Raw genomic sequence first — 12,805 nt, 5'->3', positions numbered from 1 at the left:
ATTTTTTTTGAAATATGTCAATAAAATTTTTAGAATATAAAACATTGAATCTTAATGAAATAGATAAAGAAATTTATCAATACTGGAAAAGAAATAAAATTCTTAAAAAAAGTTTTCAATCTAAAAAAAATAAAAATATATCCATATATACCTTATATGAAGGTCCTCCTTCTTTGAATGGAAAGCCAGGGTTACATCATATAGTAGCAAGAACTATAAAAGATATTTTCGGAAGATATCATACATTAAAAGGTAAAAAAGTGATTAGAAAAGCTGGATGGGATACTCACGGTTTACCTATAGAAATCAATGTGGAAAAAAAACTAGGAATAACTAAGAATGATATAGGGAAAAATATTAGTGTAAAAGATTATAACAAAATTTGTTTTTCTTTTGTTCAAGAATCAATGAAAGAATGGATAGAGTTTACAGATAAGATAGGTTATTGGATAGATATGGAGAATTCTTTTATTACATATAAAACAAAATATATAGAAAGTGTATGGTGGTTGATTAAAAAACTTTATCAAAAAAAGATTTTGTACAAAGATTATACTATTCAACCTTATTCTCCAGCAGCAGGAACAGGATTAAGTCATCATGAGTTAAACATGCCTGGAGCTTATAAAAAAATAGAACAGATTTCTCCTATTTTAAAATTTAAAGTAAAAAAAGAAACTTTGTCAAAAAAAATTCAGGAATTGTTAGAAGAAACAAGTAATTTATTTTTGTTATCTTGGACAACAACGCCTTGGACTCTTCCATCTAATACAGCTTTAGCTATTGGATCGAATATAGACTATGTTTTAGTTAAAATTTATAATTTTTTTTCTTCTTCTTATTTAATAGAATATATTCTTTTTGCTAGAAAATTAATTCATAAGATATTACAACCTAATAAATTTTATTCTGTATCAAATTATTTTGATTTTTATAATTTTAAAGTAAAAGTAAAAGAAGATAAAATTCCTTATTTCGTCATAGGTATAATTAAAGGAAAAGATTTAGTTAAAAGTCGATATGAACAATTAATTTCATGGTTTAAACCTTATAAAAATAAGGAAAGAGCTTTTCAAATAATAGAAGGAGATGAATATGTTAATACAAAGGAAGGGACAGGTATTGTTCATATTGCTCCTACTTTTGGAATAGAAGATTTAAAATTAGCAAAAAAATATAATATTCCATCTATGTTAATTCTAAATCAGGATAAGAGACCTATTCCATTAGTAGATGTTCAAGGTCGATTTTTAAAATCTTATCCTCATCAATTTGGTGGTAGATATATTAAGAACAGTTTTGAAGAAAAAAATACGAAAAATAGATCCGTAGATCAAGATTTAGTTACATTTCTTAATAAAGAAAATAAGATTTTTAAAGTAGAAAAATATACACATTTTTATCCACACTGTTGGAGAACAGAAAAACCAATTATTTATTATCCTTTAGATTCATGGTTTATAAATACAAAAAAGATGAAAGATAAGATGGTTTTTTTAAACAAAAAAATTAATTGGTTTCCTAAAAATGTAGGAAAAAAACGTTTTGAATCATGGTTAAATAATTTAAAAGATTGGAATTTATCACGTTCTAGATATTGGGGGACTCCTTTACCTATTTGGAGGACTAAAAATGGAAAAGAAGAATTAATTATAGGATCTATTCAGGAATTGTTTGTAGAAATAAATAAGTCTATTAAACATGGTTTTATGTCTATTCATTTATTAAAAAATTTTGTTCCAAATGATATGGAAAATAAAAATTATGATCAATTAGATCTACATAAACATTTTTTGGATCAAATTATATTGGTTTCCTCTAGTGGAAAACCTATGATGAGAGAACCAGATTTAATAGATGTATGGTTTGATTCAGGATCAATGCCTTATGCTCAATTTCATTATCCTTTTGAAAATAAAAAGTTGATAGATAATAATATATTTTTTCCTGCAGATTTTATTGCAGAAGGAATAGATCAGACAAGAGGATGGTTTTTTACATTGCATGCTATCAGTTCTATATTATTTAATTCTATTGCATATAAAAATGTAGTATCAACAGGCCTTGTTTTAGATGAAAAAGGACAAAAAATGTCTAAGAGTAAAGGAAATACTATTGATCCTATTTCTTTAATAGATAATTACGGTGCAGATTCTATACGTTGGTATATTATTTTTAACTCAGAACCATGGGATAATTTAAAATTTAACAAAAGAGAAATTGATACAGGAATTAAGAAATTTTTTGGAACTCTTTATAATATTTATTCTTTTTTTGTTTTATATGCTAACATAGATGATTTTTCTTATAAAGAAAAAAATTGTTACATGGAAAGTAAAATAGAATTAGATGTATGGATTCTTTCTGAATTAAATACAATGATTAAAAAAGTGGATGGATATTATGCTGTTTATAATCCAACTAAAGCGGCTCGTTTAATATTTTCTTTTGTTGTAGATAAATTAAGTAATTGGTATATAAGATTATGCAGAAGAAGATTCTGGAAAGAAGAATATAATAACGATAAAATATCAGCTTATCAAATACTTTATAACTGTTTAATTACTATATCAAAATTAATTTCTCCCATTACTCCATTTTTTTCAGAAAAATTATATATTGATTTAAATTCAATAACGAAAAAAGAAACTTTTGAAAGTGTTCATTTGTCATCTTTTCCAAGATATGATTCTAATCTGGTTAATTCAACTTTAGAAAAGTTGATGATAATAGTTCAAAGAATAACAAAAATGGCTTTTTCTATTAGAAAAAAAAATGGAATAAAAATACGTCAACCATTACAAAAAATTCTTGTTTTTTTAAAAGAGAAAAAAATACTTATTGGATTAAAAAACTTATCCAATATTCTTTTAAAAGAGATTAATGTAAAAAAAATTGAATTTTTAGATTCTCCTCAGAATTCTTTAGAATTTATAAAACGTGTTCATCCTAATTATAAAATGATTGGACCAAAATTTGGAAATAAGACTCATCAAATATCTGATTATATTAAAAATTTTTCTCCAAAAAAAATACAGGAAATAGAATCAGGAAAAAATTGTTCTTTTTTTATAGATGGAGAAAAAATTGTTCTTTCTATAAAAGATGTTAAAATAACTACTGAAGTTATAAAAAATTGGTCTATTTTATTTGATAATGAATTAACAATAGCATTAGACTTAAATATTACAGATTCTCTTAGAGAGGATTATATGATAAGGGAATTAATTAGAACTATACAACAGTTGAGAAAAAAGAGTAAATATAATATAGTAGATAGAATATTAACCTATATAAGTCCTCTTAATAGAAAAATGAAATTTTTTATTCAGAATAATAAGGATCATATCTGTAAGGAAACACTTTCTGAAAGACTTTTTTTTGAAGAAAAAATAGGAAAAGGAATTAAAATTCCTTTTGGAGAAGAAGAGATCTATATATTTATACAAAGAGTATCAAAAAAAAATTTGTAAAAATTTTTCAATTTTTATAGAAAATAATAACATAAGTAAAATCTTAATTTTTTGAAGAAAATTTTTCTAGGTATTTTTTCAATCTTATTGATTGATCAATTTTTTAAAATTTATATAAAAACTCATTTTGAGTTAGGAAACGGTATTCCTATTTTTCCATTTTTTTGGATTTTTTTTGTAGAAAATCCGGGGATGGCTTATGGTCTTTCTCTATTTCCCGGAAATAAGGGAAAAATACTTTTGAGTATTTTTCGTTTAATTTTTGTTTTCTTTCTATTTATTTTTATTTGCAATAAAATTAAAAAAAAATCATCTAATTACTTAATTATTCCTAGTATTTTTATTTTATCCGGAGCTATAGGGAATTTAATAGATAGTGCTTTATATGGTTTATTATTTAATAAGGGGACTATTTACTATAAAAAATTTCATAAATGGATTCCTTATACTGGATTATCTAAAATCCAAAATCCTTTTAATAAAAATGGATATGCTTCTTTTCTAGAAGGATGTGTTGTTGATATGTTCTATTTTCCTATAATTAATACCAATATTCCTAATTGGTTTCCTTTTTTTGGTGGATGTAAATTTCAATTATTTAAACCAGTATTTAATTTTTCTGATGTGATAATATTCTTTGGTATCCTTTTTTTATTAATTTTTAATAAAAAAATTAAACATATAAAAATTTTTTGAAATTCATTATTTTTTTGAGATTTATAAAAATCTCTATAGATTTGTAAACACTACTACATACCTGATATTCATGGTTAGTAAATTATTATGGAATCTATTTTTTTTCGTATATATAATTGCCGGTGTAGCTCAGTTGGTATAAAGAGCACGTGATTTGTAATCTCGGGGTCGTGGGTTCGAATCCCTCCACCGGCTCTTCTTTGTTTTTGTTTGGTTTGATGATAGAAATAAAAAGGAAAAGGGGAGATACTCAAGTTTGGTTAACGAGGACAGACTGTAAATCTGTTGGCTTTGCCTTCGCAGGTTCGAATCCTGCTCTCCCCATTTTTTTGGAAAGCGGAAGTAGCTCAGTTGGTAGAGCATCAGCCTTCCAAGTTGAAAGTCGCGGGTTCGAATCCCGTCTTCCGCTCTATTATTATTATAATATACCAATAATAGCCAATGTAGCTCAGAGGAAGAGCACTTCCTTGGTATGGAAGAGGTCACGGGTTCAAATCCCGACTTTGGCTTTTATTTATATGATTTATTAAAAATTTTATAAACTATTATCATGGCAAAAGAAAAATTTAAACGTGACAAACCACATTTGAATATAGGAACAACAGGTCACGTTGATCATGGAAAAACGACTTTGACTGCATCAATAACAAAAGTTTTATCAGAAATAGGATTAGCCGAAGAAAAAAGTTTTGATGCAATAGATAATGCTCCTGAAGAAAAGGCTAGAGGAATAACAATTAATACTTCTCATGTTGAATATGAAACTATAAACAGACATTATGCACATGTAGATTGTCCTGGACATGCAGATTATGTTAAAAATATGATAACTGGAGCAGCTCAAATGGATGGTGCTATTTTAGTAGTTGCTGCTACAGATGGACCTATGCCTCAAACAAGAGAACATATTTTATTAGCACGTCAAGTTGGTGTTCCTAAAATAGTTGTTTTTATGAATAAAGTAGATCAAGTTGATGACCCAGAATTATTAGAATTAGTAGAAATGGAAATAAGAGAATTACTTTCTAAGTATGAATACGATGGAGATAATATACCTATTGTTAAAGGTTCTGCGTTAGGAGCATTAAATGGGGAAAAAAAATGGATTGAAAAAATTAAAGAACTTATGAAAGTTCTGGATGAATACATACCAGAACCAATTAGAGAAATGGATAAACCATTTTTAATGCCTATAGAAGATGTATTTACTATAACGGGAAGAGGAACTGTAGCCACAGGTCGTATAGAAAGTGGAATTATTAATACAGGAGAAGTTGTCGATATTATTGGTATGGTAGAAAATAAATTATCTTCTACTGTTACAGGAGTAGAAATGTTTCGTAAAATTTTGGATAGAGGACAAGCTGGTGATAATGTAGGTTTATTATTGCGTGGAATAGAAAAAAATGACATTAGACGTGGTATGGTTATTGGTAAACCAGGATCTTTGAAACCATATAAAAAGTTCAAAGCTAAAGTATATATTCTAACAAAAGAAGAAGGAGGAAGACATACTCCTTTTCATGATAAATATCGTCCTCAATTTTATTTGAGAACTACGGATGTGACTGGAGAGATTCATTTATCTGATGGAATAGAAATGGTAATGCCTGGTGATAATATTTCTATGGAAGTAGAATTACATCAGCCAGTAGCTTTAAGTGAAAATTTACGTTTTGCTATTCGTGAGGGAGGTAAAACTGTAGGAGCTGGACAAGTCATTCAAATAATGGATTAATTATTTTTTAAATAAGAGAAAAAAATAAGAGAACGGGTGTAGCTCAGCTGGTAGAGCATCGGTCTCCAAAACCGAAGGTCGTAAGTTCGATTCTTACCATCCGTGCAATAAAAATTCGTAAATTTTATGAAGATAAAAAATTATTTTTTAGAAATTTACGATGAATTTATTTATAATATAACATGGCCTAAATGGTTGGATTTGCTAATTACTACAATTACAGTGTCTATTTTTTCTATATTTTTATCCATATTTTTATATGGTGTAGATGGTTTATTGATTTTTTTGATCAAAAAATTTTTTTCCTTATAAAAAAATATAATAATAATATATATGGATAATTTGGAAAAAAAATGGTATGTTTTAAAAACTATTAGCGGTAAAGAAAAAAAAGTAAAATCATATATTGAAAATGAGATTAGAGATAATGGATTTAAAGATTATATAGGTAAGGTATTAGTACCTATAGAGAAAGTTATACAAATGAGAAAAGGAAAAAGGATTCATAGGGATAAAGTTTATTATCCTGGATATGTTATGATAGAAATTAATTTAGATGGAGAAGCAGCTCATGTAATTAAAAATGTCCCTGGAGTTATAAATTTTTTAAGTGAAGGGAAAAAAGGATCTGCAATCCCTATGAGAAAAGAAGAAGTAAATAAAATGTTAGGAAAAATAGATCAATTATCCGAAACTTATGAAAATATCAGTATTCCTTTTTTAGTTGGAGAAACTATCAAAGTTATAGACGGACCATTTAGTGGTTTCAATGGAACTATTGAAAAAATTAATGAAGAAAAAAGAAAATTGGAATTATCGGTTTTAATTTTTGGAAGAAAAACTCCATTAGAACTTAATTTTACACAAATAGAAAAAATATAGAAAAATAGATATATATAACGTATATAGTATATAATATAAAATGAATCATCGTAAAAAAATTATAAAAAAAATTAAAATACAAAAAATAATAGGAGGGAAAGCTAATCCTTCGCCTCCTATCGGTCCTATTTTAGGTAGTTCTGGAGTAAATATTATGGATTTTTGTAAAAAATATAATTCTAAAACAAAAAATTCTCATGGAGAAAACTGTCCAGTTATTATTACTGTTTATGAAGACAAATCATTTGATTTTTTAATTAAAAAACCTCCAGTATCAGTCCTTTTGTTAAAGAATATAAAAGAAAAAAAAGGGTCTAGTGAGTCTAATCGTTCAAAAATTGGTAAAATTAGTATGGATGAGATTAAGATAATTGCAAAAAATAAAATGGAAGATATGAATTGTTTTTCTATTCAATCTGCTATATCTATGATATTAGGAACGGCACGTTCTATGGGGATAGAAATTTTTGATTAAAAAATTAATTTTACATTATTCTTTGCTCATGTCAAAAAAAATAACAAAAAATAAAAGAATTTTTTTAGATAAAATTATTCAAAATAAAAAATATTCTTTTGAAGAAGCTTTCTTACTTCTAAAAGAAACAAATTTTGTAAAATTTGATTCCTCTGTAGATATTTCTGTTCGTCTTAATATAAATACACGATTACCCGATCAGATGTTAAGAGGTTCTGTTTTGTTACCACATGGAACAGGAAGGAAAATTAAAATTTTAGCTTTAGTAACAAAAGATAAGGAATTGGAATCTAAAAAAGCTGGAGCTGATTATGTAGGATTAGATGATTATATAGAAAAAATTAAATCCGGATGGAAAGGAATGGATATAATAGTAGCTATGCCTACTGTTATGAGTCAGTTAAGTCCTATAGGTAAAATATTGGGGCCAATAGGATTGATGCCTAATCCTAAAATGGAGACAATCTCTATGAATCCTAAAGAATTAATTAGAGCTATTCGATTGGGAAAAATTATTTTTAAAGCGGATCGTTATGGTATTGTTCATTCTTCTATAGGAAAGATTTCTTTTAATTGTAAAGATTTATTGGATAATGTTCAATCATTTATGAATCAAATTATTAAAAATAAGCCTTCATCTTCTAAGGGTACTTATATAAAAAGTATTTATTTGTCTACTACTATGAGTTTTGGGTTATTAGTAGATTTAAAAAGTCTTGTAAAAAAATGAAGAAGGAAAAGAAAAAAGAAGAATTATTAAAATTGATTTCTTTATTATCAGATAATAATATAATAATATACATTATTGATGTATCTTATTTAAATTCTAATCAAATCTCTTTTTTGAGAAGAACTTTTTATGAAAATCGTTTTCAAATGAAGGTAGTAAAAAACACTTTATTAAAAAATGCGTTAAGTAGTATCAAGAAAAAAATGGACCCATTTTTTTCTATTTTAAAAGGGAATACAACTATTTTGACTTCTAATTCAGGTTCAGTTAATATTCCATCAAAAATTATAAAGAAATTTCATATAGAGGGAAAAATGGATAAACCTTATTTAAAAGGAGTATATGTAGATGGATCTTTTTATTTTGGAAACAAAGATTTAGATAAATTAATTAATTTGAAGTCTAAAAAAGATCTTATAACAGATATTTTAAATTCTCTTAAAAATCCAATCGGAAATGTTATTTCTTCTCTGAATATTTTTCAGAATAATTTTTTTAGAATCACAGAAATATTATCCAAAAAAAAATAATTTTTATTTAAAAAAAAATAATAATGATAAAAAAGCTAGCAGAACAATTGGTTAATTTAACAGTGAAAGAAGTTAATGAATTAACACTTTTTTTGAAAGAAAAATATGGAATAGAACCCTCTAATCATATTTTGGATTCTTCTAAACTTTTTTCAATAAATAAGAATGAAAAAATTGATAATAAAGAAGAACAAAAATTATTTAATCTTATTTTAAAATCATCTGGAAATTCTAAATTATCTGTAGTTAAATTAGTGAAAGATATAACGGGAAAGGGTTTAAAAGAGTCTAAAGAATTAGTGGATAGTGTCCCTACTATTATTAAAGAATCTATTGAAAAAAAAGAAGCAGAAGATATAAAAAATAAACTTGAAAATATAGGAGCTGAAGTTGAATTAAAATAAAAAATTCATTTTTTTTATAAAAATTTAAATAACTATTAAATTTGGTAAATACAAAAAAAGAAATTTCGGAAAGGATAAATTTTTCCTCTGTAGATAAAAAAGTAGATTATCCAGATTTTCTGGATATTCAAATAAAATCTTTTAAAGAATTTTTTCAATTAGACACAAAACCGAAAGACAGAAAAAATGAAGGTTTGTTTAAAGCTTTTATGGAAAATTTCCCTATTTCGGATGCTAGGAATTCCTTTGTTTTAGAATTTAAAGGTTATTCTATTGATACTCCGAGATATTCTATAGAAGAATGTATAGAAAGAGGCTTAACTTACAGTGTTCCTTTAAAAGCTAAATTAAAATTGTATTGTACTGATCCTGAACATGAAGATTTTGAAACTGTTACTCAAGATGTTTATTTGGGGACATATCCTTATATGACACCTTCTGGTTCTTTTATATTTAATGGAGCAGAACGTGTAATTGTTTCTCAATTACATCGTTCTCCTGGTGTTTTTTTCGGACAATCTCATCATGCAAATGGAACTAAGTTATATTCAGCAAGAATTATTCCTTTTAAAGGATCTTGGATTGAATTTGCTACAGATATCAATAATGTCATGTATGCTTACATTGATAGAAAGAAGAAACTTCCAATGACAACATTACTTCGTGCTATTGGATATGAAAGAGATAAAGATATATTAGAAATATTTGATTTAGCAGAAGAAGTCAACATAAAAAAAAATAATCTTTCTTCTATTTTTGGTAGAACATTAGCAGCTAGGATATTGAATATTTGGCATGAAGATTTTGTTGATGAAGATACAGGAGAAGTTGTATCTATCGAAAAAAATGAAATATTAATAGATAGGGATATAAAATTAACACAAGAACATATTGATCTAATAATAGAAAATGAAATAGAAAAAATCTTGTTACATAAAAAAAGTGGAAAAAAGAAAGATTATTCTATTATATATAATACTTTGCAAAAAGATCCTACTAATTCTGAAAAAGAAGCAGTAGAATTTATATATAGACAATTAAGAAATACAGAACCACCAGATGAAGAAATAGCTAGGGGGGTTATAGATAAACTTTTTTTTTCTGATACAAGATATAGTTTAGGTCCTGTAGGAAGATATCGTCTTAACAAACGTCTTGGATTAAATATTGATCCTGATTATCTAGTTCTTACTAAAGAAGATATTATAGCAATAATAGAACATTTAAATGCTTTATTCAATTCTAAAAAAGAAGTGGATGATATAGATCATTTATCTAATAGACGCGTTAGAACTGTTGGAGAACAACTTTATACACAATTTAGTATTGGTTTAGCAAGGATGTCTAGAACTATCAGAGAGAGAATGAATGTTCGAGACAACGAAGTTTTCATGCCTGTTGACTTAATTAATGCAAAAACCTTATCTTCTGTCATTAATACTTTTTTCGGAACTAATCAATTATCTCAATTTATGGATCAAACCAATCCATTATCGGAACTTACACACAAAAGAAGATTATCTGCTTTAGGCCCTGGGGGGTTATCTAGAGAAAGAGCAGGGTTTGAGGTTAGAGATGTTAATTATTCTCATTATGGAAGATTATGTCCTATTGAAACACCAGAAGGCCCAAATATAGGTTTGATATCATCACTGTCTGTTTTTGCTAAAGTTAATGATATGGGTTTTGTAGAAACACCTTACATTTCTGCTATTCAAAATGATAGTGGAAAGGTTAAATTTCCATCAAAAGTTAGATATTTGAGTGCAGAAGAAGAGGAAGGTAAAATTATAGCTCAGGCAAATGCTATAGATAAATATGGTAATTTTATTAATGACAGAATTATATCCAGGGAAGATGGAGATTTTCCTGTTGTTACACCTGATAAAGTAGATTATATAGATGTAGCTCCTAACCAAATAGCTTCTATTTCTGCTTCTTTAATTCCTTTTTTAGAACATGACGATGCAAATAGAGCATTAATGGGATCTAATATGATGCGTCAAGCTGTTCCATTGTTAAAACCAGAGGCTCCTATTGTAGGAACAGGATTGGAAGAAAGGGTAGCAAAGGATTCACGTATTTTAATTAATGCAGAAAAAAACGGAGTAGTAGAGTATATTGATTCGAAAAAAATTGTTATTCGTTATAATCAAACTGAAAGAGATAAATTAGTTAGTTTTGATAGTGAAATCAAGACTTATGATTTAATTAAATTTAGAAAAACAAATCAAAATACATGTATTAATTTAAAACCTATAGTTAAAAAAGGGATGAAAGTAATGAAAGGACAAATTTTATGTGAAGGATATGCAACAGAAAATGGAGAATTAGCATTAGGAAGAAATCTAAGGGCTGCTTTTATTCCTTGTAACGGATATAATTTTGAAGATGCTGTTTTAATATCAGAAAAGGTGGTAAGTGAAGATTGGTTTACTTCTATCCATATAGATGAATATTCTTTAGATGTACGTGATACTAAATTGGGTATGGAAGAACTAACAAATGACATACCTAATGTTAGTGAAGAAGCAACTAGGAACTTGGATGAAAATGGTATTATCAGGGTAGGAGCAGAAGTAAAACCTGGAGATATTTTAATCGGTAAAATAACTCCTAAAGGAGAATCCGATCCTACACCAGAAGAAAAATTATTAAGGGCTATTTTTGGTGATAAAGCTGGAAATGTAAAAGATGTTTCTTTAAGAGCTGAACCATCATTATTTGGAGTTGTTATTGATACAAAATTATTTACTCGTAGTATAAAAGATAAAAAATCTAGAATAATAGATCAACTTATGATCGATAAAATGGAAAAAGAGTATGAAAAAAAATTTCATGATTTAAAACATTTATTGTTAAATAAATTGAATACTGTATTAAATGGAAAAGAAACTTCTAGAAAAATAGTATTTAATGAAAAAAAGAAAGAGTTTTTAGAAAAAGGAGTTTTTTTTAGTCAAAAAAATCTCAGTGAGATATCTGATTATCTAGAAGTAGATTCGTTTGATTGGACGGATAATATAAAAACAAATAACATAGTATCCGAAATCCTACATAATTATAAAATAGCTGTTAATGATTTAATTAGTTTTTTAAAACACAAGAAGTTTTCTATTACAGTTGGAGATGAATTGCCTTCTGGTATTATCAAACTTGCTAAAGTATATATAGCAAAAAAAAGGAAATTAAAAGTAGGAGATAAAATGGCAGGAAGACATGGAAATAAAGGAGTTGTAGCTAGAATTCTTCGTGAAGAAGATATGCCTTTTTTAGAAGATGGAAGTTCTGTAGATATTGTTTTGAATCCATTAGGTGTCCCTTCCAGAATGAACATAGGACAAATATATGAAACAGTGTTAGGTTGGGCTGGATATAATTTGAAAATTAAATTTTCTACTCCAATATTTGATGGAGCTACTATAGATCAAATAACAAAATTTACAGAAAAAGCTGAAATTCCTCGTTTTGGAACTACCTATTTGTTTGATGGAGGAACAGGAGAAAGATTTGATCAACCAGCTACCGTTGGTGTTATATATATATTAAAACTAGGTCATATGGTGGATGATAAAATGCATTCTCGTTCTATTGGACCTTACTCTTTGATAACTCAGCAACCTTTAGGTGGAAAATCACAATTTGGAGGTCAACGTTTTGGTGAAATGGAGGTTTGGGCTTTAGAAGCTTTTGGAGCTTCTAATATTTTACGTGAAATATTGACTGTTAAATCAGATGATGTAATAGGAAGAGCAAAAACTTATGAAGCTATAGTGAAAGGAGAACCTATGCCAGAACCAAATAACCCTGAATCTTTTCAAGTATTATGTTATGAATTGAAGGGGTTAGGATTAGATATTAAGTTAGAAGAATAGGA

At 26.9% G+C, this 12,805-nt stretch carries 10 protein-coding genes and 5 tRNA genes; all 15 read left to right on the top strand.

The features are described from left to right. Window positions 1-14: 14 nt before the first annotated feature. The 15 genes from ileS (at window position 15) to rpoB (ending at window position 12,803) form a co-directional block, all read left to right on the top strand. The gene (gene ileS, locus H0H78_RS02265) at window positions 15-3,473 is read left to right on the top strand and encodes an isoleucine--tRNA ligase (RefSeq protein ID WP_185850874.1); all 3,459 of its coding nucleotides are present in this window, start codon (window positions 15-17) and stop codon (window positions 3,471-3,473) included. Between the two features lie 51 nt (window positions 3,474-3,524). Next, window positions 3,525-4,169: a lipoprotein signal peptidase gene (locus H0H78_RS02260; RefSeq protein ID WP_185850873.1), complete on the top strand. Its 645-nt coding sequence runs from the start codon at window positions 3,525-3,527 to the stop codon at window positions 4,167-4,169. Window positions 4,170-4,287: 118 nt separating this feature from the next. Then, window positions 4,288-4,364: transfer RNA gene (locus tag H0H78_RS02255), tRNA-Thr, on the top strand. Window positions 4,365-4,409: 45 nt separating this feature from the next. Next, window positions 4,410-4,493 (top strand) — tRNA-Tyr (locus H0H78_RS02250). 12 nt (window positions 4,494-4,505) lie between these two features. Next, window positions 4,506-4,578 (top strand) — tRNA-Gly (locus H0H78_RS02245). Between the two features lie 28 nt (window positions 4,579-4,606). Further along, window positions 4,607-4,678: transfer RNA gene (locus tag H0H78_RS02240), tRNA-Thr, on the top strand. Window positions 4,679-4,719: 41 nt separating this feature from the next. Then, entirely contained in the window at window positions 4,720-5,907 is a 1,188-nt protein-coding gene (tuf, locus tag H0H78_RS02235; protein ID WP_185850872.1) for an elongation factor Tu, read from the top strand. A 32-nt stretch (window positions 5,908-5,939) separates the two neighbouring features. After that, a tRNA-Trp gene (locus tag H0H78_RS02230) sits at window positions 5,940-6,012 on the top strand. Between the two features lie 21 nt (window positions 6,013-6,033). Next, a complete protein-coding gene (gene secE, locus H0H78_RS02225; RefSeq protein WP_185850871.1) occupies window positions 6,034-6,219 on the top strand; it encodes a preprotein translocase subunit SecE in 186 nt (61 codons plus the stop codon). A gap of 21 nt (window positions 6,220-6,240) precedes the next feature. Further along, window positions 6,241-6,789: a transcription termination/antitermination protein NusG gene (gene nusG, locus H0H78_RS02220; RefSeq protein WP_185850870.1), complete on the top strand. Its 549-nt coding sequence runs from the start codon at window positions 6,241-6,243 to the stop codon at window positions 6,787-6,789. A gap of 40 nt (window positions 6,790-6,829) precedes the next feature. Continuing rightward, window positions 6,830-7,264, top strand: a complete 435-nt coding sequence (rplK, locus tag H0H78_RS02215; RefSeq protein WP_185850869.1) for a 50S ribosomal protein L11 — start codon at window positions 6,830-6,832, stop codon at window positions 7,262-7,264. Window positions 7,265-7,292: 28 nt separating this feature from the next. Continuing rightward, window positions 7,293-7,994, top strand: coding sequence for a 50S ribosomal protein L1 (rplA, locus tag H0H78_RS02210; RefSeq protein ID WP_185850868.1), 702 nt, complete (start codon window positions 7,293-7,295; stop codon window positions 7,992-7,994). Beyond that, window positions 7,991-8,524, top strand: coding sequence for a 50S ribosomal protein L10 (rplJ, locus tag H0H78_RS02205; protein WP_185850867.1), 534 nt, complete (start codon window positions 7,991-7,993; stop codon window positions 8,522-8,524). The genes rplA and rplJ overlap by 4 nt, the downstream gene beginning before the upstream one ends. 23 nt (window positions 8,525-8,547) lie before the next feature. After that, a complete protein-coding gene (gene rplL, locus H0H78_RS02200) occupies window positions 8,548-8,928 on the top strand; it encodes a 50S ribosomal protein L7/L12 (RefSeq protein WP_185850866.1) in 381 nt (126 codons plus the stop codon). Window positions 8,929-8,969: 41 nt separating this feature from the next. Beyond that, a complete protein-coding gene (rpoB, locus tag H0H78_RS02195; protein ID WP_185850865.1) occupies window positions 8,970-12,803 on the top strand; it encodes a DNA-directed RNA polymerase subunit beta in 3,834 nt (1,277 codons plus the stop codon). The last annotated feature ends 2 nt before the right edge of the window (window positions 12,804-12,805 follow it).

It is taken from the genome of Blattabacterium cuenoti (genome assembly GCF_014251235.1).
GTDB lineage: Bacteria > Bacteroidota > Bacteroidia > Flavobacteriales > Blattabacteriaceae > Blattabacterium > Blattabacterium cuenoti_AF.
The sequence above is the reverse complement of the archived record's forward strand: the minus strand, read 5'-3'. Positions and strand labels throughout refer to the sequence as shown.

Bases quoted from the DNA above. Each gene is read 5' to 3' on its own strand.
- ileS (WP_185850874.1), top strand. From the start codon at position 15: ATGTCAATAAAATTTTTAGAATATAAAACATTGAATCTTAATGAAATA.
- tuf (WP_185850872.1), top strand. From the start codon at position 4,720: ATGGCAAAAGAAAAATTTAAACGTGACAAACCACATTTGAATATAGGA.
- secE (WP_185850871.1), top strand. From the start codon at position 6,034: ATGAAGATAAAAAATTATTTTTTAGAAATTTACGATGAATTTATTTAT.
- nusG (WP_185850870.1), top strand. From the start codon at position 6,241: ATGGATAATTTGGAAAAAAAATGGTATGTTTTAAAAACTATTAGCGGT.
- rplK (WP_185850869.1), top strand. From the start codon at position 6,830: ATGAATCATCGTAAAAAAATTATAAAAAAAATTAAAATACAAAAAATA.
- rplA (WP_185850868.1), top strand. From the start codon at position 7,293: ATGTCAAAAAAAATAACAAAAAATAAAAGAATTTTTTTAGATAAAATT.
- rplJ (WP_185850867.1), top strand. From the start codon at position 7,991: ATGAAGAAGGAAAAGAAAAAAGAAGAATTATTAAAATTGATTTCTTTA.
- rplL (WP_185850866.1), top strand. From the start codon at position 8,548: ATGATAAAAAAGCTAGCAGAACAATTGGTTAATTTAACAGTGAAAGAA.